The 26,854-nt window shown below is 51.0% G+C and carries 25 protein-coding genes; 12 read left to right on the forward strand and 13 right to left on the reverse strand.

Annotation, left to right across the window (positions count from 1 at the left end; translation table 11 throughout):
* Positions 1-17: 17 nt before the first annotated feature.
* On the forward strand, positions 18-443 hold the full coding sequence (locus tag ACAW75_RS03010; RefSeq protein WP_370727192.1) for a DUF4174 domain-containing protein: 426 nt from the start codon (positions 18-20) through the stop codon (positions 441-443).
* A 12-nt stretch (positions 444-455) separates the two neighbouring features.
* Here the strand turns inward: ACAW75_RS03010 and ACAW75_RS03015 are convergent, their stop codons facing one another.
* The 3 genes from ACAW75_RS03015 to ACAW75_RS03025 form a co-directional block, all read right to left on the reverse strand.
* Positions 456-1,244 (reverse strand): LytR/AlgR family response regulator transcription factor, encoded by a 789-nt coding sequence (locus ACAW75_RS03015; RefSeq protein ID WP_370727193.1) that lies wholly within the window; start codon positions 1,242-1,244, stop codon positions 456-458.
* On the reverse strand, positions 1,241-2,674 hold the full coding sequence (locus tag ACAW75_RS03020; protein WP_370727194.1) for a pentapeptide repeat-containing protein: 1,434 nt from the start codon (positions 2,672-2,674) through the stop codon (positions 1,241-1,243). Before ACAW75_RS03020 ends, ACAW75_RS03015 begins: the two co-directional genes overlap by 4 nt.
* Positions 2,675-2,845: 171 nt before the next feature.
* Positions 2,846-3,883: a spore photoproduct lyase family protein gene (locus ACAW75_RS03025; RefSeq protein ID WP_370727195.1), complete on the reverse strand. Its 1,038-nt coding sequence runs from the start codon at positions 3,881-3,883 to the stop codon at positions 2,846-2,848.
* Positions 3,884-4,181: 298 nt separating this feature from the next.
* Here ACAW75_RS03025 and ACAW75_RS03030 point away from each other — a divergent pair, with 298 nt between their 5' ends.
* Both ACAW75_RS03030 and ACAW75_RS03035 read left to right on the forward strand, forming a co-directional pair.
* Positions 4,182-5,897, forward strand: a complete 1,716-nt coding sequence (locus ACAW75_RS03030) for a glutamine--tRNA ligase/YqeY domain fusion protein (RefSeq protein ID WP_370727196.1) — start codon at positions 4,182-4,184, stop codon at positions 5,895-5,897.
* A gap of 215 nt (positions 5,898-6,112) precedes the next feature.
* Entirely contained in the window at positions 6,113-6,907 is a 795-nt protein-coding gene (locus tag ACAW75_RS03035) for a hypothetical protein (RefSeq protein ID WP_370727197.1), read from the forward strand.
* Positions 6,908-7,002: 95 nt separating this feature from the next.
* Here ACAW75_RS03035 and ACAW75_RS03040 read toward each other — a convergent pair whose 3' ends face one another.
* The 3 genes from ACAW75_RS03040 to ACAW75_RS03050 all read right to left on the reverse strand — a co-directional run bounded on the left by ACAW75_RS03040 (position 7,003) and on the right by ACAW75_RS03050 (position 10,631).
* Positions 7,003-9,105, reverse strand: a complete 2,103-nt coding sequence (locus tag ACAW75_RS03040; RefSeq protein ID WP_370727198.1) for a VWA domain-containing protein — start codon at positions 9,103-9,105, stop codon at positions 7,003-7,005.
* A 138-nt stretch (positions 9,106-9,243) separates the two neighbouring features.
* Positions 9,244-9,990 carry a 3-oxoacyl-[acyl-carrier-protein] reductase gene (gene fabG, locus ACAW75_RS03045; RefSeq protein WP_370727199.1) on the reverse strand — a complete coding sequence of 249 codons (747 nt, stop codon included), beginning with the start codon at positions 9,988-9,990 and terminating at the stop codon, positions 9,244-9,246.
* A gap of 173 nt (positions 9,991-10,163) precedes the next feature.
* The gene (locus tag ACAW75_RS03050; RefSeq protein WP_370727200.1) at positions 10,164-10,631 is read right to left on the reverse strand and encodes a hypothetical protein; all 468 of its coding nucleotides are present in this window, start codon (positions 10,629-10,631) and stop codon (positions 10,164-10,166) included.
* 329 nt (positions 10,632-10,960) lie between these two features.
* On the opposite strand from ACAW75_RS03050, the gene ACAW75_RS03055 reads away from it, so the two are divergent.
* Positions 10,961-12,508 (forward strand): hypothetical protein, encoded by a 1,548-nt coding sequence (locus ACAW75_RS03055; RefSeq protein WP_370727201.1) that lies wholly within the window; start codon positions 10,961-10,963, stop codon positions 12,506-12,508.
* A gap of 20 nt (positions 12,509-12,528) precedes the next feature.
* On the opposite strand, the gene ACAW75_RS03060 is transcribed toward ACAW75_RS03055, so the two are convergent.
* Positions 12,529-14,031 (reverse strand): ATP-dependent DNA helicase, encoded by a 1,503-nt coding sequence (locus tag ACAW75_RS03060; protein WP_370727202.1) that lies wholly within the window; start codon positions 14,029-14,031, stop codon positions 12,529-12,531.
* Between the two features lie 179 nt (positions 14,032-14,210).
* On the opposite strand from ACAW75_RS03060, the gene ACAW75_RS03065 reads away from it, so the two are divergent.
* From ACAW75_RS03065 to coaD, 4 genes are all read left to right on the forward strand, one after another.
* Positions 14,211-14,648, forward strand: coding sequence for a CBS domain-containing protein (locus tag ACAW75_RS03065; RefSeq protein WP_370727203.1), 438 nt, complete (start codon positions 14,211-14,213; stop codon positions 14,646-14,648).
* A gap of 61 nt (positions 14,649-14,709) precedes the next feature.
* Positions 14,710-15,207, forward strand: coding sequence for an NUDIX domain-containing protein (locus ACAW75_RS03070; RefSeq protein ID WP_370727204.1), 498 nt, complete (start codon positions 14,710-14,712; stop codon positions 15,205-15,207).
* An 8-nt stretch (positions 15,208-15,215) separates the two neighbouring features.
* The gene (locus ACAW75_RS03075; protein ID WP_370727205.1) at positions 15,216-16,100 is read left to right on the forward strand and encodes a DUF3822 family protein; all 885 of its coding nucleotides are present in this window, start codon (positions 15,216-15,218) and stop codon (positions 16,098-16,100) included.
* 28 nt (positions 16,101-16,128) lie between these two features.
* Positions 16,129-16,599, forward strand: coding sequence for a pantetheine-phosphate adenylyltransferase (gene coaD / locus ACAW75_RS03080; RefSeq protein ID WP_370727206.1), 471 nt, complete (start codon positions 16,129-16,131; stop codon positions 16,597-16,599).
* 57 nt (positions 16,600-16,656) lie between these two features.
* Here the strand turns inward: coaD and ACAW75_RS03085 are convergent, their stop codons facing one another.
* The 5 genes from ACAW75_RS03085 to ACAW75_RS03105 form a co-directional block, all read right to left on the reverse strand.
* Positions 16,657-17,712, reverse strand: a complete 1,056-nt coding sequence (locus ACAW75_RS03085) for a saccharopine dehydrogenase family protein (RefSeq protein ID WP_370727207.1) — start codon at positions 17,710-17,712, stop codon at positions 16,657-16,659.
* Between the two features lie 195 nt (positions 17,713-17,907).
* Positions 17,908-18,474, reverse strand: coding sequence for a 50S ribosomal protein L25/general stress protein Ctc (locus ACAW75_RS03090; protein WP_370727208.1), 567 nt, complete (start codon positions 18,472-18,474; stop codon positions 17,908-17,910).
* 100 nt (positions 18,475-18,574) lie between these two features.
* Positions 18,575-19,516, reverse strand: a complete 942-nt coding sequence (locus ACAW75_RS03095; RefSeq protein WP_370727209.1) for a ribose-phosphate pyrophosphokinase — start codon at positions 19,514-19,516, stop codon at positions 18,575-18,577.
* Positions 19,517-19,650: 134 nt separating this feature from the next.
* Positions 19,651-20,682 carry an AMP-binding protein gene (locus ACAW75_RS03100; protein ID WP_370727210.1) on the reverse strand — a complete coding sequence of 344 codons (1,032 nt, stop codon included), beginning with the start codon at positions 20,680-20,682 and terminating at the stop codon, positions 19,651-19,653.
* A 1-nt stretch (position 20,683) separates the two neighbouring features.
* Entirely contained in the window at positions 20,684-21,142 is a 459-nt protein-coding gene (locus ACAW75_RS03105; protein WP_370727211.1) for a QcrA and Rieske domain-containing protein, read from the reverse strand.
* A gap of 148 nt (positions 21,143-21,290) precedes the next feature.
* Between ACAW75_RS03105 and ACAW75_RS03110 the strand changes: the two genes are divergently transcribed.
* From ACAW75_RS03110 to bshB1, 3 genes are all read left to right on the forward strand, one after another.
* Positions 21,291-21,758 carry a DUF2452 domain-containing protein gene (locus ACAW75_RS03110; RefSeq protein ID WP_370727212.1) on the forward strand — a complete coding sequence of 156 codons (468 nt, stop codon included), beginning with the start codon at positions 21,291-21,293 and terminating at the stop codon, positions 21,756-21,758.
* A gap of 73 nt (positions 21,759-21,831) precedes the next feature.
* Entirely contained in the window at positions 21,832-22,653 is an 822-nt protein-coding gene (menB, locus tag ACAW75_RS03115; RefSeq protein ID WP_370727213.1) for a 1,4-dihydroxy-2-naphthoyl-CoA synthase, read from the forward strand.
* Between the two features lie 107 nt (positions 22,654-22,760).
* The gene (gene bshB1, locus ACAW75_RS03120; protein WP_370727214.1) at positions 22,761-23,483 is read left to right on the forward strand and encodes a bacillithiol biosynthesis deacetylase BshB1; all 723 of its coding nucleotides are present in this window, start codon (positions 22,761-22,763) and stop codon (positions 23,481-23,483) included.
* Between the two features lie 66 nt (positions 23,484-23,549).
* On the opposite strand, the gene pdxH is transcribed toward bshB1, so the two are convergent.
* The gene (gene pdxH / locus ACAW75_RS03125) at positions 23,550-24,191 is read right to left on the reverse strand and encodes a pyridoxamine 5'-phosphate oxidase (protein WP_370727215.1); all 642 of its coding nucleotides are present in this window, start codon (positions 24,189-24,191) and stop codon (positions 23,550-23,552) included.
* A 91-nt stretch (positions 24,192-24,282) separates the two neighbouring features.
* On the opposite strand from pdxH, the gene ACAW75_RS03130 reads away from it, so the two are divergent.
* Positions 24,283-26,727, forward strand: coding sequence for a DUF349 domain-containing protein (locus tag ACAW75_RS03130; protein WP_370727216.1), 2,445 nt, complete (start codon positions 24,283-24,285; stop codon positions 26,725-26,727).
* The last annotated feature ends 127 nt before the right edge of the window (positions 26,728-26,854 follow it).

The following is a 26,854-nucleotide window of genomic DNA, read 5'->3' on the forward strand; positions in this document are numbered from 1 at the left end:
CTATGTGTATCCGCAGCATGTTTCGTTTGGGGCTGATCACCAGCTTATTGGGGAGCTATTGGCCCACTCTGGCTCAATCACTGGAATCGAAATTGTCGGTCAGGAAGTGGCAACGGCGAACGGTCCTTATCTATGCGCCGGACGCCGGCCACAAAGATTTGCTGAGCCAGCAACAGCTGTTGACCGCTCAGCAGGCCGGAATAGCACAACGCGACATGGACGTACTTGTTGCGCTAGACAGTGACCTCTCGGCCATTGACCGGAAATACCTGCAAAGCGGTGACCGAAAATTGCCCCCTTCGGCCCGGTTTGCGACGTACCTGATCGGAAAAGATGGTGGCGTGAAGCAACGATTTTCAACGCCGGTACCCGCCACCGACCTGTTTCGTATCATAGATGCCATGCCCATGAGGCAGAGCGAGATGCGCGGAAAGAATGAATAGCTTACGACAGTTCTAAAGGCTTAGCAATTGCCTGATGGCCTCGGAATAGGTAGTGCCAGTGATCAGCCTGGTGGCCTTTTTGTCGGTGAGGGTCAATACGAACTTGCCGTCAAACTGCTTCTGGCACTCGCGGATCCGGTGGCTGTTCACTACCGCTGACCGGCTCACCCGCACGAAGGTGTCGGGCAGGCGTTCGCATAGATTCGTTAGGGTATAGGAGGTAAGGTATTTCTGGCCGTCCAGCGTAGCCACGAACACATACTTCTCTTCTGCTTCAAAATAGGCGATATCGGTGAGCGGGAGTAAGATGATCTTCTCGCCGGTTTTGACCGAAATCGAGTACAGTTCTTTTTTAGGTTTCATCTGCTCCAGCAGGGACAACAGATTATCTGTGTAGGGATTAGCCACGTTGGGCAGGCCACCCGAGACACGACTGCCGACCAGGCTACGTATTTTGGAAACAGTACGATCGAGTCGCTCTGTTTCAACGGGTTTGAGCAGATAGTCAATCGAGTTTTCTTCAAAAGCGCGAATGGCATACTGGTCATAGGCTGTGGCAAAAACAACCATCGGCATGTAGGATAGGCGGGCCAGCATCTCGAAGCCATTCAACAGGGGCATTTCTATATCGAGAAAAATCAGGTCGGGGCGTTCCGCTTCAACCAGAGCCAGCCCTTCGGCGCCGTTACGAGCTTCGCCAATAATGGTGAATGTATCTGCGCGTGGAAGCAGTAACCGGCGTAACCGGCTGATGGCTAGTGCCTCGTCGTCAATTAGCATCGTGTTTAGCGGGAAACTCATGCGGCTTTAAGTTTAATGATCACTTGTTTCCTGGGTTCGTTCTGCAGCGATACCGTAGCCGATTCACCGTAGAGCAGCCGCAGTTTATCCTGAATGCTCCGCAGCCCATAACCAGCGCCCATGGTATCCGGAAATGCCGGCCCGTTGTCGTGAATGTACAGGGTCAGCCAGCCCTGCTCATCCGTGATGGCAATACTGATAAGCCCTCCGTCGGCCCGTTTAGCAATTCCGTGCTTGATCGCATTTTCCACAATTGGCTGGAGTAGAAACTGCGGAACCTGCAACCGGTTGGTCGTTTCACTAATCGGCGAAATCGTGAAGGTGAGTCGATCCCCGAACCGGACAGCCTCCACCTCCAGGTACGTCTTCACCATATCAATTTCTTCCGACAGGCTGCTGAAATGCGAACTATCCCGACCGGTTGTGTAGCGAAAGAGTTTAGACAGAAGCAAGGTCATGGTTTCTGCTTTATCGGGATCTTCGTGCACCAGACTGGCGATGCTATTGAGCGAATTGTACAGAAAATGCGGGTTGATCTTTGCCTGAAGCGCATCCAACTCAGCCCGATTTTTCAATTTCTCCATGTTCAATAGCTGAAACTCCTGTTCAGAGAGCTTACGGGTTACCTCGCGTCCCTGTTGTAACAGGTACAGCATCACGTTTGCCACCAGAATATATGAGAGCAGGTAGACCCCGCCCGGTGCATTGTCATCAACATAATCTGCACGCTTACGAAGGATCATGACGGCCTGATAGCCAATGAGGTAATAAGTTGAAAAACTGACAATTGTACTTGAGGCAACGACCAGCCCGCTGACCAGCAGATGACGCGCCCAGGGCCTCCAGTTTGTCCGGATGAGCCAACGGGAAATAGCCCAGACAAGCAGAAAAGTCGTTGCCCCCAACAATATATTCTGAGCGATCAGGAAACGATAGAGCATGGCCGTTGCCGGGTCTTTCGTCGTGATGATCTGAGCCGTGAAATAAATAATTCCACTAAACCCATAAACGACCAGTGCGCCAAATACCATTCCGATCAGCACTCCCCAACCTGGTTTGGCCAGTAATGAGGCCAGCGTTAATGGCTCAGACCGCTCGGGGAATTTTTCTCGTTTCGCTGAGATAGCCGAGAAGTTAATTTTGGCACCCGACAGATTGGCCCCTTCGATAGAAACGGCCGATAAATCGCTGAAACTTAAGTCGGCGTTGCTAAGGTCTGCATTGGTGAAATTGGCTCCCCGAAGTGCCGCAAAAATCAGGTTAGCCCCCTTCAATATAGAGCCTTCAAAATTGGCCTTCGTCAGGTTGGAAAAGCTAAAATCAGCGTCGGTCAGATCTAGCCCGCTGAAATCGAACCTGCCCAGGTCTTGCCCCCGCATTTTTACCCCCTTTACCCCGGTGGTTCGTTGAATGAGTTGCTCACGCGTCATGTAGCGATTGGTTAATGAATACGTACCTGAGTATCAGTGCTGGCAAAACTACAGGTACGCAACGCATACGGCCAGCGCTTTCTGACGAAGTGGGCTGCTGGTCAGATAAACCCCGTTAAGTCCCGATAAAACGCAGATTATTTATCGGGAACCTGTGGTCAAACGATGAATTTAGAAGATGTACCGAATAGAACACCAGGGGATTTCTTCCTGGAGCATGCGTTCGAACACCTCGATCATTTTGCTTTTCAACTGATGGTCGTACCGTATATTCCAGCCACCAAATTGGCTGCGTTTGTTTTCCTGCAGCTCAGGAACCCACAACAACTCTTCCGCTTTCGGATTGATCATCACATTGGCCTGATGCTGAAACTGATTATGCGTCAGGAAGATAACTTCACACTGGATCTTCGCTTTCACGTCTGGCCGGAGGGCTTCATTCAGTTGCCGGAACAGCCCCCGGTAATCGTCCCGCCATTGTTTCCCGCCGTAAACGATCACCGGTGAAAAGTTGACGTGCACCTCGTAACCGGCATCGTAGAAATCATTGATTGCCGCAATTCGTTTCTCCATTGAATCGGTCCGCACATCAACCAGCTTGCTCACGTGGGCGGGCATGAGGCTAAACCGGATACGTACCTTGCCTTTCGGGTCATACTTGAGCAGCTCCCGATTAACGAATTTGGTAGCGAAAGTGGCTTTAGCACGAGGATGATCACGGAAAAAATCAAATACCTGGCGCACCCCACTCGTCAGACTATAGTCAACCGAGATATCTGAATTACAGCCAATGTCGTAGGTCCAGAAGGTGTCATCTGTTTGATTGGCTGGCTTGGGCCAGTGCAGTTGCTGCACGTGAGCATCAACCGTGGCAATAATCTCATCGGTGTTTGTGAACACCGTAATTGGGTTTACCGGCTTGTGGCGATCAACATAACAGTAGGCGCAGCCCGCAAAGCAACCGTTCGCCAGGCTTGGCGCGATGTAATCGGCGCTGCGGCCGCTCCATTTGCAGGCTTGGGTCTTCAGCTTACCCAATACCAGCACGTCGGATTTTACTTTATAGTGGTTCAGACCCAGTTCGGGAAGGCGGTTATGCTGGGTGATCTGCAGGGCTTCGGCGTCGGGATACTGCGCTAAAATGGTCTCTCCCTGTTCGTTCATGGCGTCGGCCGTATAGAGCACCACAGAGGGCTTGAAATCGGGCATAGTATCAGGTTGAGTAGTCTACATTCAGAACGTACCCAGCGCAGTAAATGTTCCTGTATTTTTAGTTCTAACCTGTTGTTTTATAGGTGGTTAACTGTTTATTGAGATTCATTTGAACGTAGATCCTGACCAGCTGTCTTTCTTCTACTGTAGCTGGTAAAAGCAGGCGAAAACACTACTGCAACGTACCTGGAACAGCGGCAAACGCGTTTATCGACGGGAGGGGTTTTGTTTGTCAAACCCACCCAATCACCGTAATTTTGATGGTTTACGAGAATACAACCGCAGCGCATCAACTATGACACCAGCCGCCCATGAATCATCGACCGAGCGGTCGCTGAACTTTATCGAACAGATTATTGAAGAGGATATTTCGGCGGGTCTGCACGACGGTCGCGTATTGACGCGCTTTCCGCCCGAGCCCAACGGTTACCTGCACCTGGGGCACGCTAAATCGATCTGTCTGAATTTTGGCCTTGCCCAACGCTACGGTGGACAAACGAATCTGCGTTTTGATGACACAAACCCGGTCACCGAAGACACTGAATACGTTGACTCGATCAAGGCGGATGTGCGCTGGCTGGGTTTTGAATGGGCCGAAGAACGATACGCTTCAGATTACTTTGAGCAGCTGTATAACTTCGCGGAAGCCCTGATTCAAAAAGGATTAGCCTACGTTGACGAGTCGACCCCCCAGGAAATAGCGGCTATGAAGGGGTCCCCAACGGTACCCGGACAGAATAGCCCTTACCGAGATCGATCGGCTGAGGAGAATCTGGCGCTTTTCCGGCAGATGCGCGCAGGTACATTCCCCGATGGAGCGAAAGTGCTGCGGGCAAAAATTGATATGGCTTCGCCAAACATGCACTTCCGCGACCCGATCATTTATCGGATCAAACATGCGCATCATCACCGCACGGGTGATGCCTGGTGTATTTATCCGATGTATGACTTTGCCCACGGGCAGTCTGATTCGATTGAGCAGATCACACACTCGGTCTGTACGTTAGAATTCATTCCGCATCGTCCGCTCTACGACTGGTTCATTGAGCAACTGCAAATATTCCCGTCAAAGCAGTACGAGTTTGCCCGCCTGAACCTGACGTATACCGTCATGAGCAAGCGGAAACTTAAGAAACTGGTTGAAGGTGGCTTCGTTTCTGGCTGGGATGATCCCCGTATGCCTACGCTGGCAGGAATTCGGCGGCGCGGGTACACGCCCGACAGCCTTCGTGAGTTTTGCGAACGGATCGGTGTAGCCAAGCGCGATAACCTGATCGACGTTGGTTTGCTGGAGTTCTGCATCCGCGAGGAGCTGAACCGCACGACTGACCGGGTCATGGCCGTGGTTGACGACAAGCCCATTAAACTGGTGCTGACGAACTATCCGGAAGGCAAGGAAGAGACGCTGCAAATCGAGAACAATCCCGAAGATTTGGCGTCGGGGTCACGTGCTGTTCCTTTTGGCCGTGAGGTATATGTGGAACGCGACGATTTTATGGAGTTTCCATCGAAAAAGTATTTCCGGCTGGCTCCCGGACAGATGGTGCGCCTCAAAGGGGCTTATATCGTCCGCTGCGACGACATGGTCAAAAATGAAGCTGGTGAAGTAACTGAACTGCATTGTACGTACATTCCCGAAAGCAAGAGCGGGCAGGATACGTCGGGATTGGTTGTAAAAGGAACCATCCACTGGGTGTCGGTGGCTCATGCCGTACCTGCCGAAGTTCGGCTGTATGATCGGTTGTTTGCCGTTGAAAATCCAGCGGTTGAGGAAAAAGAACTGGAATCGGAGGATAGTAACGCGTTCCTGTCCTTGTTGAATCCCGCCTCACTGGTGATCGTAAAAGCGCTGGTTGAACCTAATCTGGCAGACCGGGCTGTGGGTGATCGGGTGCAGTTTATGCGGAAAGGGTACTTTAGCGTTGATGCCGATTCAACTCCCGGTCATCTGGTTTTCAACCGGACAGTAACCCTAAAAGATACCTGGGCAAAAGAGACGAAAAAAGGGTAAGCCCATAGGAATCGAATACAAAAAGCACTGGTGCTCCTGCGAGTAGGGGAGAGCCAGTGCTTTTTTGTTGGCTAAACGCGCATCAGATTCGTCAAAATTACCCATTCATCACTTTTTTACTGGTATTTTACAACCGCTGAAAGATTTTTGTACTCGCTTGACTGGTAAACCATTGTCTCTGTAGGCTACCTCCCAACTAAACCACCTAAGCAGCTATGACTCGACTCATCTACTTTACGCATCGATTGCTGATTCTGACGGGTTTGGTAGGGTTGCTGAGCCGATGCACGCCAGCACAGTATGCCCGGCTCCAACCTATATCTGGACCTGTTGCTTCGCTCGATGGTCGACTCGTTACAAAAGCGGGGGCCGATAGCGTGGAGATTGTGGCTTCGTATGAACGGGAGGATATGGAATTCCTGGCCCTGGACATCGAAATCAAAAACAGGACGGCCAACGCTATCGAATTCAACCCGGCCAATATGCAGGTAACGGCGCTAGACGCCAAGCGCCAGCCATTGACTGGGTCAGGTGGGCCATCAGTGCGACAGGCTGCTGACCCAGGCTACGAAGCAGGACGGACTGAGTATAAGATCAAGAAAGAGGAGAGACGGCTTAAAACAGCTAAAATCCTCAATACGGTAGCGCTGGTGGCGATTGTTGCCAGCGATATTGCTACTTCCAGTTCGCGAAGCACAAATCGGGATGTTCAGAGTTGGGCCAGCAATCGGGTAACGCATGATGTCGCCTATAATCTGATCCAGGCCAAGCGCGTCATAGACCACGGCGTTTTCGCTGATCGGATGCAGCGTTACCAATTCGAGGGCTACCGGTGGCGGGAACTGGCGCTGAAACGTTCGATGATTCTTCCCGGTGAAACCGTCCGTGGATTTGTCTATATCCCTAAAATGGCGGCGGCAACGTACCTGAACCTGAGTTACCCGTCCCCCTCAGGTACGTTAATAGAACTGATGTTCGAACAGTCATTCACGAAAGCGAAACCGCAATAAGGGAATCGCTTGTAGGCTCATTAAGGGGTGGGCAACAGCAACGCCGACCTCCCAGCCAGGTACCCATCCGTTGCTTCGCCTACTCCCATAAGTACCTAGTACCCTCCGTTGTATTTCCGAAGGGCCCATTCAGTGCCAGCCAGGGCAAGGATCAGGAAGAATAGCCAGCGCCAGTTAATCAATTCGTTCAGGGCCTCAGTGCTGCTGAGTCTGGCAGGATTGTCTCGCCTGGTCAGGTCGTTGACCAAACTGGCTGCACTGGTGCCTGTACGAAAAGTACCTCCCGTCTGCGTGGCCAGCTGACGTAACAAGCCATGATCGGCCGTTGTATTCAGCGCCTCCAGTTGTACATCACGCACAATGAACTGGCCCGAGGATTGCTCGGCCCGATTATTCAGTGTAGCCGTTGCTTTATACTGGTAAACGCCTTCGGGCAAACGGCTGATGTCGAATCGACTGTTGGCTTCGGTCGGCGTATACGTAAACGACCGTGTCACACTCCGTTCATCAACAACATCGAGTTTGATGGGCAAGTCATAGAGCCGTTCATAAATGTCGTTGTAAAGCTCCGTTTCAAACGAGACCGTTTCGCCGGCTATAAACTCGTTTCGGATGGGATATACCCGGAGCTTACGTCGATCTTCTTTTACAGCAATGAGCTGAAGCACTTTCTGGATCAGTTCATCAACCACTTCCTGTTTATCCGTCAGCGCATATTCTTCCAACCGCCACTGCCAGATGCCTTCACCCAGTAGAACGGCCGCTTTGCGGCTACCCGTTGTATTAATGGCCAGCATGGGCTTTGTGGTACGAACCGTTCCGATCTGCTGCCAGAGTACCGTTTCGCTTCCAGGCAAGAGCTTGTATTCGCCATAAGGCGAAGTAAGCGGCGGCAACTTGTCGAGTAGCTCCAGTTTAGAGGGGTCCAGGTTCAATTGCTTAAAACCACTGTTAAAGTAAGCCGTCGTTTTGTCGACCTGGTTAGGTGGTCCGAGTACGCTGATGACCGGGTTAATGGGGTTGAGGGCGGCGGTGGATGATTGGGTGCCAACAACAAATAAAGTAGGTGTGTTCTGCGCCATCAACTTGGCAACAGCCGCGTTGCCCAGGTTGCTCAGGTCGGGAAGCTGATGCAGCACCAGCAGGTCATACGTTTTGTCGATCGGAATACTGGTACCTTCGGCTGTGGTCAGTGTACGAACATCGACTTCGTAATTCTGATTTTTCTCCAGAATGGCACGAATGGCTTTCAGGTCGGGGTGAGGCGCTAAGCCCAGGAGCAGGACTTTCTCGCGGCCATCGATCACCTCGAGATAAACATCCTGCCGATTATTGGCCGTACTAAATTCGCCAGCCTGTGGAAGAACCTCAACGGTGAACCGCTGAACACCTTTCTGGGTGGCCGATGTCTGGAAACGTACCTGCGTAAATGTCTGACTACGATCGAAACGGACGGTTTGACGACCTACCTCCCGCGTTCCCTGTCGTAGCACCACTTGGGCGCTACGCCCCTGAAAGCCATGACTGATAATCTCCGCCTGCACCGGAAAAGCATTATTCAGATAGGCTACCCGGTTGGCTATTACGCCTTTCAACGACACATCTTTTTTGGGAATAGTGTCGCCTAACCCCACCGTATGCACGGCAAATGGGTAGGAAGTAAATGTCGGCGACAGGCCCTGGTTCGTGATGCCATCGGTCACCAGTACCACATCGGTCAGATGCCGCCCTTCATAATCTGAACGGATGCCGGTGAGCAGCGAGGCCAGATCGGTAGTGCGCTGCCGGAAAGGGATTTGTGTGAGGTCGTCAGTCGCTGAGGTATCGGATAGTGTCCGTACCGCTACCTCATAGCCTTTGTCCGTCAACTGTTGGCGGAGCGTGTTCAGAAAAGTCAGCGTCTGATTGAGCGCCGGGCGGCCCGCCGCCGCTACCGATTCGGAATTATCGATAGCTAATACCACCTTTGGGGCTTCGGTGCGCGTCTGAAAACTTCGGATCAGGGGATTCAATAAAAGAAAGGCAACCAGGCTAACCACCACAAACCGCAGTATCGCCAGTCCCCAGTTCAGGCTACGTCCCCAGCCCCCTGGAATGGAGCTGCCCGGTAACGGCTGATACATCGCCACCGCATACACCGCACCAGCCAGCAAACAAACGGCTACCCACCAGGGGGAACTCTGAAAGATCAAGGACATAAAGAAAAGTCGTAAGTCGGGTGTCTTAAGTCTGTACAGGCAATGGAGCGATGCCGGTGCGCGTTCATAAGAGGAGCCTACAGGCTGATTCTTAGCTGTAAGTGGCAGTTAACGCCTGGCTCACTTTATCTGAATAGATTACGTTAGCATACCGCCATCGACTTGCAGCACTTGCCCGGTAATGTAGCGGGAGAGGTCAGAGGCAAGAAAAAGACAGGCATCCGCTACTTCATCGGGTTGGCCACCTCGTTTCAGTGGAATTGACTGCTTCCATTCCTCGATGGCCTTCTCGTTTAATTCACCCGTCATTTCCGTCTCAATAAAACCAGGGGCAATGGCATTTGAACGGATATTCCGTGACCCTAATTCAAGCGCTACCGACTTGGTGAAGCCAATGATACCGGCTTTCGATGCCGCGTAGTTGGCCTGACCGGCATTTCCGCGCAATCCTACGACCGATGTCAGGTTCACTATCGAGCCTGACTTGGCTTTCATCATGGGTTTGATGGCCGCTTTGGTGAGGTTAAATACTGATTTCAGATTGATGTTGATTACCGAGTCCCACTGCTCTTCCGTCATGCGCATCAACAGGCCATCGCGTGTAATGCCCGCATTGTTGATGAGTACATCAAGCCGACCAAAGTCGGCCATGACCTGGTTAACCAACGCTTCGGCGGCCTTATGATCTGACGCATCCGACCGGTATCCTTTGGCTGTGATACCGAAGGCCGCCAGCTCGGCCTCCAGTGCCTGTCCTTTTTCAACACTCGATAGGTAGGTGAACGCCACATTGGCGCCTTCCTGCGCGAATCGCTGGGCAATGGCCCGTCCGATTCCACGCGATGCGCCCGTAATGAGGGCGACTTTTCCGGTAACTAAATTCATGCAGGTAGAAAATTGACTCAATAAACAACTGGGACGGTTACGAAAGTAACTGGGAACAGCCTACTGATGTGATTGCCCACAAAAAAGCCGTAATCGTTAGCCCGAAAAGCAACGTACCTGTATGGGTACGTTGCCTATTGAGCCAAAATTACGGGATTGTTAGGTGATGATAACTACTTTTTCGTGCCCGTTAATAGTATGACCAATTTCAGGTCTACATCTTCAGAGACACCCGTATAGGTCATCTTCTGTTGGCCACTCTCCCTGACAAACTGCCCGGTGGCACTGTACTGACCTGTAAAAGAGGTGCCATTAAGTACGATAGGCTGCGTTTTCTTGTCGAGAATCGTAAACGTACTGTCCTTGAGGCCGGCCGTCTGCCGTTCTTTAATACCTGGCGCATCAAAATCCAATAGTAATTCATTGGCATTCTGAGATTTACTTACGCCTAACGTACCTGTATACGTTTCGGGGGCCGTGGCTTTTGAGCCGAACCTGATCACGACATTGTACCCGATCGCGTATGTTCCTACCATACGATCACGTGGATCGACTACAGGCGTAACCACGTCGGTCACTGATTTTTTACAGGCACTGGCCGTTCCTACCAAAATGAGTAGGTAAAAAGCCCAATATTTCATGATGCTGGATGTTATGGGTGAACTGTTGTACGAACACGTAAAATTTCAAAAATCGTGCCTGCGTAAATACGAAGCAGTTTACGTAGTAACGTAAAACGTAGTAAAAATGAGATTTCAGATCGGATATACTTTGCACTGGTTGACAGTTTATCGCGTATGGGGCTGATCCATGACTTAGCTGAACGTGATGCGCTCTCCGTGAGCGATGCAGGCCGCTGCTTCAGCTGTCAGCGGGTTTTATCAAACCGCTCAAGAGCATACACAATTTGGTTTAAGTAGATGCGGGATTTAGCTTTGACACTCAAATGAGCCCAAACGCCATCGTTACAATGCCTAATAAAATTCAGCGCATATTAGACTATTCAGTATTAATTTATCTAAGTATTCCAGTTGCCTTATTTCTAATTGGTTGGCTTAAACCCATGTATGGACTGCCCTTCACGGGTATGCTTATTGCGGGGATATATTTTTATATGCAGAAAGTGCCAGTAGGCGATCTGACGAACCAACAGATTTCCTACTGGCAGCTTTTTCTAGTGATCGTGCTTTCTTTTGCCTGGGTTTATTTGTCTGGTGCTGGCGGTTTCTCTAACCAGGACTGGGATTACCATTATAAAAATGCTTTCCTGCGTGATCTGGCTCAATATAAATGGCCCGTTTTTTTTGACTTCCCGAATGACTTTGATATCAAGTTTTTAGCCGGGCATAAGACAGCATTTAACTATTATTTTACGTATTGGTTACCTGCTGGGCTGATTGGTAAATGGTTCGGTCAATCCGCGGCAAATACTGCCTTATTGTTGTGGAATTATATTGGGGTGTTGCTTGTCTTCTTTCAACTTCATAAACTATTTAATTTTAATTATATATTGTTCATATCCAGCTTGTTCGCTCTTTGGAGCGGTATGGATTTTTTAGGAAAACTACTTATTCAACAGCATATCGTTGGCTATAATGAGCCAATTGAGATGTATTATTTTTTCTCATATACATCCTTTACGTTTGATCTGTTCGATGTCTTCAATCAAACGATCCCAGGCTGGCTGGTTACGCTGTGGGCCATTCAATATCGAAAAATAATCCCTGTTTTCCCTTTAGCTCTACTCATTCCTTTTGCGCCCTTTCCGTTTATGGGTCTTACGCTTTATATCTCGCTGGTTCTCGCTTTCGACGTAGCGACAAAACTTCGTGAGACTAACTTCAGCTCTACGTTACTTTATCTATGGGAACGAACCGAAAAGGTTAGTTTAGCTGCTTCCATGATTGCCATTGTCTTGCCATTCATAGCGATGTACAAAGCGCGTACAGCGGACCTGTATAGTCAGTTTTTCGTTGTCAGATTTATTGGTCAATCTGTGTCAGCAAGCGTTACTATTCTCGTGAATTACCTACTCACATTCACGCTGGAGGCGGGCATTTTCTTCCTGCTTATTCGATGGTTATCCCCTGCCGTATATCGTTTGAATAAGCCGACATTCTGGGTGTCTTTTGGTCTGTTGCTGTTTATTCCGGTGTGGGAAGTTGGGGTTTGGCGAGATTTTGCTTCAAGAGCCTCTATCCCAATTTTAACCATTTTGGCTGTGTTCTCACTACAGGCGGTTATCAATGCGTTCGTAGAAAAGCGTAATCAACTGGCGATCTGGGCTTTTGCTGTTGTGGTACTGATCTCGTGGATTGGTCCTTTTATTTTACTCAGCAAGGCACCAACTTTTGGGCAGCCTGCTCGCTTGGCCGATGACATTGGTTCGCTGCGAAGACCAAAGGTAAGTGCTGAAACAGATAAGAATGGCGTACTGTCCAGCTTGCCCTATTACTACACGCTGGAGCCTCAGCACCGTTTTTTTTACCGGATATTAGCCAAGCCACAGCCGCATTGAAGACTACTGCCGGTGTCTCTCTACACGAAGAAATCAGGATTGAAGTTCATCAGGAAGGCTTCGTCGGTGGCACGAGTAAGGGCTGTATAGAGCCATCGGATGAACTCCTGATTGGTCTGCCCTTCCGGTAGATACCCCTGATCGATAAAAACAGCGCTCCACTGGCCGCCCTGGGCTTTATGAGTGGTCAGCGCGTAGGCAAATTTTACCTGTAGGGCGCTGAGATACGGGTCGCGTCGGATGGCTTCGGCACGCTCCTTTTTGTTGGTGATGTAGAGGTAATCCTGCGATACGCTCTCGTAGAGGGCTTTATTCTGCTCCTGACTCAGCGAGGGGGTCGACGTATGCAAGGTGTCGAGAATAATTTTAGCTTCGAAATCGGGCTGGTCCTCATAATCGACCAGATGAAGCGTTACGGTAGCGAAACGGAACCCATGCATCTCTTCCTGCCGCCGAACCTTCATCACCTCGGCAAATTCGCCATTCGCCAAAAAGCCGGCCGGTGAGTCATCGCCCAGGATTGTATAGTTGTTTCGGGCGATCATCAGCATATCGCCGGCATCGAGTTCATCCTCGCAGTTATCGATCATCCGCCGAATGAACTGGTTATACTGCACCGCCATTTTATTCGACCGGCATAAGATAGCGGTGTTCTCGCGTCCGTATTTGTTGTAGGCATACCGGATCCCGTCTTCCAGCTTGTTCAGCGGCATCTTGAAGAGGTCGTGAAAGGGCTTGGTGGTAATGCGTATCGGCGAGGAAGGCGCTGGCGTGCCGGGTGCATTGTCGCTCATCAGCCGCTCGAAATTCACCGCTACCGGCTCGTTTGATGGATTGAGAATATCGTCAGACAGGAGCTGCCGTAATTCGGTTGCATTGTACAGAATTCCCGATTCAACATCCTGCCGCATCACTTCCGTGAGTTCCTGCTCGTAGACAGTCATGTCAAATGAACGCGCCAGAAAGCCACGATCCAGGGCGGGGCTGCCATCACGGCCAACAGGGGGTAACTGGGCGGTGTCGCCCACCAGCATGAGCTTGTTGCCTGGATTCTCAAACACAAACGTAATCAGATCACTCAGCAAACCTTTACCGCCAAATTCGGCTTCATCGGAGATCATCGAAGCCTCGTCGACAATAAAGAGGGTCTCTTCATGATAGTTCTTCTGGCGTTGAAACGCCAACGTACCTGATCCCTGTTCGGCTACCTGCCGGTAGATCTTGCGGTGAATGGTCTGGGCTGATTTCTTCGCATAGTTCGACATTACCTTGGCAGCCCGGCCAGTAGGAGCCAGTAACACCGATTTATAACCGAAGCGGGGCAGTACTTTGATGAGGGTACTGATGAGCGTGGTTTTGCCGGTACCAGCGTAGCCGCGCAGTAAAAAACAATCCCGATAGTGTTCGTAATCTTCGCGGGTAATGAATTCGCCAATTTTTCCGAAGAAAGAAAGTTGCCCTTCAGTTGGCTTGTACGGAAACCGTTTAACTAAAAGTTGGGTTGCCGTTTGCGTTTCGTTCATACCTCTAAATTACAAAAAATTGGCCAGAAAGGGAAGGCCAACGTGAGGCGAAAACCGGTTGATCAGCGCCATTTACGATCCCTGGATAAACTTAGTGGAATAGCCACCTATTTTACAGCAGGCCGTTGCAGAGGCAATTTTAATTGCCTAGATTCACCCTCTCTAACTCCTTCACCCTCATGAACATCCGCCAAGTATTACACCAAAAAACAATCAACACGATTTATTCGGTTGCTCCCGGTGAAACTGTTTACGCTGCCCTGGAACTGATGGCTGCCAAGAACATAGGGGCCGTATTAGTACTGGAAGGCGGGGAACTGGTCGGGATATTTTCGGAACGCGACTATGCCCGGAAAGGTATTCTCCAGGGTCGCGCATCAAAAGATACGCTGATCCATGATGTAATGACGGCTAATGTCATCACCATCACACCCGAACAGTCGCTTGAGTCATGCATGGTGACGATGGCTGACAAACACATTCGTCATCTGCCTGTCATGGATGGCGCAAAACTAGTCGGCATTATCTCGATCAATGATGTCGTGAACACAATTATTCACGAACAAAAAGCCCGTATCAGCTCATTGGAAAGCTATATTACCGGTAGCTCGTACTAGGTACGTTCTCTGGCGGGTTTAGTTATCTTTGCCCCCCTGTTTTACGTCAACTAGCCTGTCCGTGCCTTCTATACGCTCTACTTCCCAACTGCTGGTACATGAAGTGTACGGACAGCGCCTGCGTGTACGGGTCTGTGGACTGCTGAGGGAAGGAGATAACCTGCTGATGGTGAAGCATTGGGGGGTAGGTACGGCTGGTTCACTCTGGTCGCCTCCCGGTGGGGGCGTAGAGTTCGGTGAGCCGGCTAGCACAGCGCTGAAACGTGAATTTCTGGAAGAAACCGGCCTGATTATTGACGCAACACGGTTACTGTTTGTCAATGAATTGATAGCGCTGCCGCTCCACGCGATTGAATTATTTTTTGACGTGCAGCGTGTGGGCGGAATAATAGGTCGGGGAATCGACCCGGAAACGAACAAGGAGGAGCAACTCATACTTGACGTGCGGTTTATGCCGTTCGAGGAGATAAAGGAGTTGCCTGCCAATGAAGTACATCACCTGTTTGCTGGTTGCCAGTCGCTCGATGAGGTTTTCAGCTTGACAGGGTATCGCGATTAATGATGAATATGGTGACACTTTCTACGCTTGCGCCAACGCTGTCAATTCGACCCGAGGCCATAACTCCCGAACAGGCGTCAAGTTCTGTCCTGTGTCTGGAAATGGCTTCACAACGTCTCCGGGTTACCCTGCTCGATCCGCAGCGGCGTATGGTGTGGCTAGATGAATACGCGCAGCCGTCGCTGCTGACGGAGCAATCGATACAGACGTATCTGCCGTCTCTTTTCAAAGATCACCCGTTGCTCCGATACGACGAGTTCCTGCATATTCGCGTATCCGTGTTATCGCCTGCCTTTACTCTAATACCAGGCCAACTGTACCGCAAGGAATACGCCAGCAGCTACCTGGCCCTGATGCGGGGTCACCAGCCACCACCCAATGAACTGGCACACGCATACGCGCACCCGGAGGGGTTTGTATCCGTGTTTGGCATAGATCGGGACATCACTGAGTTTATGAGTGAGCAGTACCCGTTGCAGCCAGTCACGTATGCTCACCAGCAAACAACGCTGATTCAGGCCACCAGGGCGGTTGATCTAAACCTGACAAGCCATCAGAACTTATTCCTGTACTTTGAAGACGAATACGTGACCCTCTTGTTTCGCGATGCGCACCAACTTCGGTATTGCAACCGGTTTGGGTTTAAAAATGTGCAGGATTTGACATACTACGTTTTGTATGTGCTCGACGAACTGGGCGTTGATCCTGAAACGACCCACACCTTCGTATATGGAGAAAGTACACCGTTTGCCGAGAGCTATGTAGCGCTGTCGCGTTTTGTGCCGACAATAGCCATTGGCCAGTTACCACCAGGGCTCACTCCTTCCGCCGAACTCGAAGAACTCCCCGAACACAGGTATCTTGGCCTCCAGGGCTTATGTTTGCTGGGGTAATCAATCCCAGCAAACATAAGCCCCCGTTATGCCCCGTATTGCGCTATTTCCCGGCTCATTCGACCCCTTCACTAAAGGCCACGAAGATATTGTTCGTCGAGGCCTGCACCTGTTTGATGAAATAATCATTGGTATCGGACGGAATGCCAATAAGCGGCGGTATTTTACCCTGGAGCAGATGACCACCTGGATTGAAGGCACCTTTCGCGATGAACCTGCCGTGCGAGTGATGAGCTATGATGGCCTGACAGCCAATGTTGCCCGAGAGCTGGGCGCTCGTTTTCTGCTCCGTGGCTTGCGGAACACCACCGATTTTGAATATGAAAACGGTATTTCCCAGGTGAACAGATACGTATACGAAGAGGTAGAAACCGTTTTTTTAATTACCTCGCCACATCTGGCCCCCATCAGCTCCAGTATCATTCGTGACCTCCACCGATATGGTCAGCCAGTTGACGCCTTTCTACCTTATAAACTGGGTGAACGAGTGAACGAGTAAACGAGCGAAAGTGGCTTACGCAAGAGTTTACCTCCAGCGTAAGCTACTTTCGCTCGTTCACTCGTTAAAAAAGGCCCCATTCGTTGTTTTTAGGTACGTTGCCAGCGGAATGTCTTCCTGTTTTAAGAAACCCTGCTGGGGCAAGGTGCCGTTGGCTACCAGTTCTACCACGGCCGCCACAGAACCTGCCGTCGTCCACGATATAGCCCGCCACGATTGCCCATCAATTAGCCGGGGATGGTAGGCGCGGTAGAACTCCTCCCGGGCAAGCTGGCCATTGCGCCAGCCTTCTACCACTGCATATACATAGACGACGTCATCCTGAACGGGTGGTTTGGCCTCGGTCAAAATTTTCTCTGTCAGTTCACGCTGGTCTTTAAGGATCAACTCATACAGCAGAAAACGCATTAGCTTGCAATGGCCAGGATAGCGGATTGTCTTGTAATTCAACGTGTCGACTTGGCCCGCATAGGTCTCACATAACGTACCCAGTCCGCCGGACGTGCTGAATGCCTCAAATTCCTGCCCTTCAATATTGATGACTTCGATTCCGTCGAGCGCAGGCACCATCTTCCGCTGCCCATTGGCGATCACTTCGCAATCATTGAGATATTCATTGATGACACCCGCTGGCGACCAGGTAAACGAATAGCCAAGAAGTCCATTTGGGTAACGGGGCAGGGCGCCAACGCGCAATTCAATATCACGAAGGCGGTCGAACCGTTTGGCCAGGTCCGACCCAACAATACCGATCAAACCCGGAGCCAGCCCGCACTGGGGGGCCATCACGCCTTTCGCTGTACGTGCCATCTCCCGAATGGCCTCTGTGGTGGGTACGTCTTCGGTGAGGTCAAAGTAGTGAATACCCAGTTCGTGGGCGATGCGGGCGATCGGCAAATTCAGGTTGTAAGGTAAGCAGGACACAACACCATCGGCCTGTTTCATCGCTTCATAGAGTGCTGCTGTGTCGCTGACATTGCCTTTGTGAACAGGGAACGGGAGGGGATATACCGGCAGCCGTTGATCAAAGCCACTGACAGTGAACTGTTTATGGAGTAATAGGCCAACTAATGAGCCAACTTTGCCTAAGCCAACGATAACAAGGTTTTTCATAACACAGAACTAGTTGATGACGTGAATGGACAGCTACGCAAACCAGCGATAAAAAATCCAGATCGCCAAATAACACGAAAAGCCGACCCATCAGGGTCGGCTTTTCGTGTATCTATTAGCGTAAAATAGTCTTCCGTCTTCTGTTTACTGTTGCTCCGCTACTCAGCAGCGCAACAGTAAACAGAAGACAGTAAATTATTTGGCCGAAACCTGACCACGCAGTGCACGTGGGATTTCGATGCTGGCTACTGGGTTAGCCGCCTGCTCCAGCATTTCGATGCCATTAAGTTCAATCTGACCTACCCGGACAACCTTGCCCAGATCCAGCTTCGATACGTCTACGTCGATATACTCAGGAATGTTATCTACTGGCCCGCGAACGCGCAGCTTCCGCATCCGGGTAACCAGTTTTCCCCCTTTCTGCACGCCAGGAGCCGTTCCGTTCAGACGAACTGGAATTGCTACTTTCACTGGCTTGTCGGTAACCAACAGGAAGTCGGCATGGATCAGCGAGTCGTTCACTGGGTGGAATTGAGTTTCCTGCAAAATGGCGCGGTACTCTGCGCCTTCGATGTTCAGCGTGACATCATAGACATCAGGCGAAAACACCAACGGACGGAATAAAATGGCAGGCACGGTGAAGTGAACCTGTTCGGCGCCTCCGTACAACACACAGGGTACATTACCCTCGGCACGAATGGCTTGTGATTCCGTCCGGCCGAGATTCGCTCGTTGATACCCTACAATCTCGATTTTTTTCATGATAGTAAATTTAAAGCGTGAAAGAGCGAAAGAGTGAATCAGCATGCCGAAACAGAGTGGCCGAGATTTACGCTCTTTCACCCTTTTACTCTTTCACTCTTTAATACCTTATAAAAAGTGAACTAATAGATTCGTGGTCACGGATGCGGCCGATGGCTTTCGCAAATAATTCGGCTACCGACAGCACCCTTATTTTCGGATTGGGCTGGCTTAATGGCAGCGTGTCGGCTATCACTAATTCTTCCAATACCGAGTTGGCAATGTTTTCGTGTGCCTTTCCCGACATAATGGGGTGAGTACACACGGCCCGTACTGTTTTGGCGCCTTTATCGAGCAGAATCTGTGCCGCTTTGCACAGGGTACCTCCCGTATCGATCAGGTCGTCGACCAGCACAACGTTAGCTCCTTCTACGTCACCAATAACCTGCATCGACGCAATTTCATTGGCACGTTTCCGGTGCTTGTCGCACAACACGATTTCCGCGTTGAAGTGCTTGGCAAACGTTCGGGCGCGGTTGGCACCACCCACGTCGGGCGACGCAATGATCAGGTTTTCCAAATTAAGGCTACGGATGTAGGGCACAAACACGGACGTACCTTCCAGATGATCAACGGGGAAGTCGAAGAAGCCCTGAATCTGACCCGCGTGTAGGTCGATGGTCATCAGGCGATCGGCGCCCGAAGCAGCCAGCATATTCGCGACCAGTTTAGCGGCAATGGAAACCCGTGGTTTGTCTTTCCGATCCTGCCGGGCATACCCGAAATAGGGAATAACCACGGTTACGTAGTGGGCCGAAGCCCGCCGCGCTGCGTCAACCATCAGCAGTAACTCCATCAGATTGTCGCCCGGTGGTGGCGTCGACTGAATCAGAAACACATCGCAACCCCGTACTGATTCTTCGAAACTTGGCGACATCTCTCCGTCGCTAAAACGGCGGCAGGTATACCCACCCAGATCTTTCCCGTAATAGTGGGCAATCTTCTCCGCGAGGTAGGTGGATTGACTGCCTGAAAAGATCTTGACGGGATTAAACGAAGCCATGGAACGGTGCCTTAATTTCCCGCAAAAGTACGGAGTTAATCTGACGAAATCCAGTAAAACGACTTCATTACTTGCCGCGATGCAGATAATCCGGGCTGAATCGAAACGAATTGGGGGTGGGCGACCAATGAAAACTACAGATTCGCTGTTCCTCGCCGGTCGATCTTTCCCGTAGCCGTTTCCATAAACGCAGGTACGTTCCGCCATGATTTTGGCGCGGCATAGGTGCCCAGACTGCTCTGAACCGCCTGCCGAATGACCTGCCATTGGTTGTCTGTCAATGGCGTATTTTCCAGAAACAGCACAACGCGCTGGCCGAGCCGCTCATCGGGGAGGCCAGCCACGAAAAGCCTTGGAGACAGCCTGTATTCGGCCAGTACATCGGCCACAACGCGTTCAACGGATTCGGGCTGAATCTTCACCCCGCCTGAGTTGATGACTGAGTCGGCGCGCCCAATCAGCCTAAAACGAACCTGATCATGTACGGAAGCCGGTTGCACTAACTCGACTACATCGTTTGTTTGAATACGCTCGAAATTAGTCGCGGCCGCCGTGATGTGTAGACACCCTCGTTCATCGGTTCCCACGGCAACGCCGGGTAAAACATGAAATAAGCCGGTCCGTTCAGGGCCATTCAGCCGTCGAATCGCGATATGCGATACCGTTTCTGTCATGCCGTAAGTGCTGAAAACGGGCGCCTGAATGAGCTGAGTGGCCGCTTCCAGCGCCGGGCTGGTGGCCGAGCCACCCACCAGAATGGCTTTCATCCCATTCAGGATCGGCAAAGCCACTGGCCTTCCCAACGGATCCAGATCGGCCAGCATGGTTTGTAGCTGTAGCGGCACAAACGCGGCAAAATCGAACCGGGTTGTTGCCGGGTCGAACGTACCCAGTGGGTTGGCCGAAGGGGAAACGATGGTCAGGTCAAGCCCGAGGACTTCACCTCTGACCAGCATCATCACGCCGGCAACGTACCCAGTAGCTAAGCAGACCAGCGCTTTATCACCCGGTTGTAAGCCAAACGTTTGCCCTGTCAACCGGGCCGACGCTTCCATCTGAGCGCGCGTCAATAGAATAGGTTTAGGTGTTCCTGTAGAGCCGGAGGTTTGCAACGTGAAAAAAAGCTGCCCTGCCCGCCATGCCTCCAAAAAGGATTGGTTATCCATCTTATCCCTTTACATGCACATCGCCTGTAGCCTGATTTACCGTAATCGTATACGTTTTCAACGAGTTAACGGCTGGTCCATTTTGAACGGCCCCACTAGTGCTGAAGGCCGATTGGTGGGCCGGGCAATAAAAACGGTTAGTGGCGCCCTGAAATACCAGTGTGTTCTTGTCGTGGGTACACACAGACGACACAGCAACGAAATCGCCACTAAGCGTTTGAGCGATAATGACTCCCTGCTCAACAACGTACCCACCTTTTGCCTGCAGGTTGCTATATGGACTTTTTCCCCAGTTCACCGTGAAGTCGACACTGGCAGCAGGTGCTGGATCACTGTTCTCTTTGCCACAGGCAGAGACACAGGTAGTGAACGCAATCAGGCCGATACTGGTACCAACAAGGCGCATGAAGTCAGCGCGCGACAGTGAAGAGGTTGGCGTTGGGTCGAATGTATTTTCCATAAGTTGGGAGTCAGGGTGATACTCAAATAAACTACTTTTGTGCACAAAACCGTGCATGACGGCCTCACTTTATCAGCAATACTACTCCGACAGTTGCCCGTGACAGGTGCCCCCGAACAATACCTTGAACGGGTAGTTACTTAACCGTATGGAAGAAGCCAAAATCGTTAATCCGATCTCGCCCGATAAGGTGACCGATCGGCCCGGACTCCTCGAATACGCCCACACAGCGGGGGGGGCTATTATCCGGCCGGAAGATAAAGGCAAAATTACTGGTCGCGCGGTAACGGCCATGCGTGAGCAGACAGATATGCAGATTGCGCAGCTATACAAGCAGATGCAATTGCTGGCCGAACAGGCCACCGCCATTCGGAATCGGGTTGAGGTGTCGGAGCGCATTTACAGCGCTCAGATGAGCTTCGAGCCTGTCATTGGCCATACCTATTACTTTTATCTCCGCAAAAACGGTACCGATGCGCTGTCAATGATTGCACCACACGAATGGGGACGAAAATTCCCGTTTGAACGGTGCATCGCCACGGTCCGAATGCTGGCTGATCATACCTGGGACGTTACGTATCACGAAGTACACTATAGTGAACGAGTGAACGAGTGAATGGACTTTGCTGCTTATCATTTCGTAAGTAACAAAGTCCATTCACTTGTTCACTCGTTCGCTCATTCACCTTATGAGCACATATAACTGGCAACCAATTCGCGAGTACCGCGAAATTAAGTTCGACTATTTTGAGGGAATCGCCAAGATCACCATCAACCGGCCACACAAACGGAATGCATTCACTCCGCTGACTGTCAAAGAAATGTCGGAGGCGATGGAACTGGCCCGGCAGGACGAAAGCATTGGCGTAATTATATTGACTGGCGAAGGGCCCGATGCCTTTTGCAGTGGCGGCGATCAGTCGGTTCGGGGCCACGGCGGCTACATTGGTGAAGATGCAGTCCCACGCCTTAATGTCCTGGACCTGCAAATGCAGATTCGCCGTAGTTCAAAACCAGTTGTAGCTATGGTGGCTGGTTATGCCATCGGCGGGGGGCATGTTCTCCACGTAGTTTGCGATCTGACCATTGCAGCCGAAAATGCCCGGTTTGGTCAAACGGGCCCGAATGTTGGGTCATTCGATGGCGGGTTTGGCGCGTCGTATCTGGCCCGAATTGTTGGTCAGAAAAAAGCCCGTGAGATCTGGTTCCTCTGCGATCAGTATAACGCGCAGGAAGCCCTCGATATGGGTCTTGTCAACAAGGTTGTTCCGCTTGATAAGCTGGAGGAAGAAACAGTGGCCTGGTGTCAGAAAATACTGGAGAAGAGCCCCATTGCGCTGCGCATGCTGAAAGCAGCGTTCAATGCAGAACTCGACGGGCAGGCGGGTATCCAGCAATTGGCTGGCGATGCCACTCTACTCTATTATTTGTCGGATGAGGCGAAGGAAGGCAAAAACGCGTTCCTTGAAAAGCGTAAACCCGATTTCAGTAAGTTTCCTAAGTTTCCTTAAATGAGTTTCAGGTTTCAAGTCTCAGGTTTCAGGTACGTTGCTTGTTAAAAGATGATGATGAGCAACGTGCTTGAAACCTGAGATTTGAAACCTGAAACTTTCTTTCTATGCAAGTTGACGTATTGTGTATCGCAGCCCACCCTGACGATGTTGAAATGACCAGTGCCGGCACTGTGCTTTCATTGGTAAACCAGGGGAAGACAGTTGCTGTAGTTGATTTGACCCGTGGCGAGCTGGGAACACGTGGTACGCCGGAGATCAGAGCCCGGGAAGCGGAAGAAGGCGCCCGGATCATGCAGTTGACTGATCGCCAGAACCTGGGATTCAAAGACGGTTTTTTCCGAAATGATGAAGAACATCAACGCGTGTTGATGGCCTGGATCCGGCATTATCAACCAGCCATCGTATTGACCAATACCGTTGATGACCGCCACCCCGATCATGGTCGGGCCGCACAACTGGTAACCGACGCCTGTTTTTATAGTGGACTACGGCAGATTCAAACGGTCGATCCCGTCACTGGTGATCCTCAGGGCGCACACCGCCCTGATTATATCTATTATTTTATCCAGGATCGATGGCTTACACCTGACTTTGTCGTGGATATCACACCCTATTGGGCCAAGAAGCTGGACGCTATCAAAGCGTATAAAAGTCAGTTTTTTAATCCCGAAAGTACTGAGCCACAGAGTTATATTTCTGGTGAACCTTTCATGAAGTTTCTGGAATCACGGACGCGCGATCATGGCCACATGATCAACGCTGAATTCGGCGAAGGGTTTATCAGCAAGCGAATGCTAGGCGTGACGAATTTATTCGATCTGAAATAAAGCATGAAAGGGCGAACGTTGCCTAGTTCGGCAATTGTTAACGTAAACAACTTTCGCTCCTTTACGCTAAGGCGAAACCCGCTCAATGAGCCATGTGCCTGCCTCCAGGCGGTACCGGATCCGGTCGTGCAACCGGCTCGGGCGACCTTGCCAGAACTCAATCTGATCCGGTATTACCCGATAACCACCCCAAAACGGTGGCCGGGGAATGGGTTGATTGTTGAATTGATCGTCAAGGCGTTGTTGTTTCGTTGCCAGTACGTCGCGTCCAGTGATAACTTCACTCTGATGTGATACCCAGGCGCCTATCTGGCTACCGCGTGGTCGGCTGTTGAAATAGGCGTCAGATTCTGACTCAGTTACTTTTTCAACTCTTCCTTCAATTCGGACCTGTCGTTCCAGCTCTGGCCAGAAAAAAGTAAGCGATGCAAATGGATGTACAGCTAGTGACGCAGCTTTTCTACTGGAATAATTCGTATAGAACGAAAAACCTGTATCATCAATCCCTTTCACCAGGACTATCCGCCCCTCCGGTCGGCCTTCGGGACTAACCGTCGCCAGATGCATGGCGTTCGGTTCATTGATCCCTGCTGCCAGTGCGGCGTCGAACCATTGTTGAAATTGAGCAAAAGGATCGGCTGAAACATCTGTTTGATCCAGACCGTTTAGCGTATAATCCTTACGCAAGTCGGCAATTTTGGCTGTCATACTGAGCGGAGAGAGTGGGCAAGAACCGGGTAAATGGGTAAAAGCCGCGTATTTTCATTACTTTTGCAAAAGTAATTGGTGCGTAACCAACATGACAAACGAAGAACAGCAAATCGACCGGCCAGAGGGTGTGAATCAACCTGACAACCAACTGCCGGAAACGACTACGGCGACCGAAGAGGTCGCTTCAACGCCCGTATCGAAAACTGACGAAGCCTCTGTGCCTGAGTCGGCCGAAATCGCTATGCCTGAACAGTCGGTCTCAACGGCGGCTGATGAAGCGCCAGCAGAGCCGGTTGCCGAAGAACCTACTGCCGATGTCGCTGATAGGGAGCCAACGCCAGCCATCAGCGAAATTGCCGATACTGACAGTCAGGAAGTATCTACTCCCGCCGAGGCGGATGTTACGGGAGAGTCCGTTACAGAAGAGCCTGTGGCTGAGGCCGTACCAGCGGAAGACCCAGCTGAAGCAGGTATACCAGAAACATCGGCTGAGTTAGCTGAAGCCCCGATACAAGCAGCAGAAACACCTGAGGCTTCATATGGCGAAGCAGAAGCAGTTGAGGACGTACCTGCTGAACCTGCTGTAGATTACAGCAATTATACGAAGCAGGAGTTGGTTACCCTGCTCGACCAGACGCTGAATAGCCTGAAGGCGGAAACAGTTGCCCCTGGCCTGTTCCGTCAGGCAGACGACGTGTTGAAACAGAGTAAGCCTGTAATGGATCAGTTAAAACGAACTGAACGTCAGGCTGCGCTTGCCAAATATGTTGACGAAACCGGATCAGAAGAAGGATTCCAATTCCGCACCGATGATCTGGCCATTCGCTACGAAGATCTGTACAAGCAGATCAAATCGCAGAAGAATACATATTTCCAAACCCTTGATAAAGCCAAAGACTCCAATTTTAACGCTAAAACAGACTTGCTTCGTCGGTTGCGTGAATTGGTAGAGTCGGATGAATCAAATGCTGGAGATGCCAAAACAAGCTGGAATGGCTTCAAAGCTATTCAGGACGAGTGGAAGGCGGCAGGTAACATCAATTCTCCCCACAATGCAACGCTTTGGGCTACCTACCATGCCCTGGTAGACCGCTACTACAGCAACCGGAATATCTACTTCGAGCTCAAGGAGTTAGATCGTAAGAAAAACGCTGCGCAGAAGGCCGAAGTGATCGATAAGGTTGAGGCGATCGTAAAAGCGTCTGCTGAGAAAGAAGTGACGCGGCAGACAATCGACGAAGCGAACGCGTTGTTCGAGGAGTATAAGCATATTGGTCCGGCTCCAAAGGCAGAGCAGGAAGTGCTTTGGCAGCGGATGAAAGTGGCCCTCGATGCGCTCTACGAAAAACGCCGTGGCCAGAATGAAGAGAATCGAAAAGAGTCGTCGCAGCTTTACGAAGAGAAATCGAAGATCTACGAGGAACTGATTCCGTTAACCTCATTCACCTCATCCGGCATCAATGACTGGAACGACAAGACCAAAGAGGTCATGGCGATTCAGGATCGTTGGAATGCCATTAAGGGGCCAATGCCGCGTGAAGAAGGTAAGGAACTCAGCAAGAAATTCTGGGCAGCCTTAAAAACTTTCTTCGCCAATAAAGGTGAGTTTTTCCGTCAGCTGGAAAGCAAGCGAGAAGAAAACCTGAAGGCTAAAACGGATCTGTGTGAGCAGGTAGAAGCTATCCTGGCTGCTAATGACGAATCGGCGGATGCGACTCAACGGGTAATCGATTACCAGAAGCAGTGGAAGAATATCGGGCAGGTACCTGAAAAACAAAAGAACAGCATTTTCGAACGATTCAAGGCGGCTTGTGATGCCTTCTTCGATAAGAAGCGGAACCGGAGCCAGGATACAGATCGGGAATTTGAGGCTAACCTGACCAGGAAAGAAGAACTGATTGCCCGGATTGACGCCTCTGCCACACAGAGTGCAGACCTCTCGCAACTAAACGCTTTTAAAGAAGAGTGGAACAGCATTGGGTTTGTGCCGAAGAAGGACAAAGAGCGAATTCAGAAAGGCTACATCGCTGCAATCAACGCGCTGGTACGTGCAAATGGCGCTTTGTCGACGACGGAGAAAGAACGAGCTATTCAGGATAACGAAGCCGAAGTGTCGCGTTTTGGCGGACCTCGCGGTGATCGTGGCCAGCGTTCCGATGCGCCACGTGGCGATCGCGGACCTCGGGAAGGGAATGCCGGTCGTGGTGACCGTGGACCTCGTGGCGAAGGTAATGCGCCTCGCCGTGATAACACCAGTCGTGATCGTGCGCCTCGTGAAGGAGGTTTCCGTGGCGGCCGTGATAACGGGGGCTATCGTGACAGCGGCGATTACGCAGCCTATCGCCGGAGCAGCGAAGGGAGTGGAAGCGAAACACGTCGGCGGATCTCAGCACTGGAGAATGACATTGCCACCTACCAGAACAACATCGAATTCTTTGCCCGGTCGAAAAATGCGGATCAGTTACGAGCCGACATTGAGAAAAAAATCGCTGATGCCCAGCGTCAGATTGAGCAGCTTCGTAGTCAGGAATAAGACAATCAGTTAGTTATAAAATGGCCCGCTGCTTTTTGGTTAGCAGGCCATTTTTTTTGACAGAAATGCTTGCACGTGCGCCTATAAAGGCCTACTTTTGTACCACAATTCGCAGGAAGCATAGCCA

The sequence above is a fragment of the Fibrella arboris genome (assembly GCF_041321095.1).
Taxonomy (GTDB): Bacteria; Bacteroidota; Bacteroidia; order Cytophagales; family Spirosomataceae; genus Fibrella; species Fibrella arboris.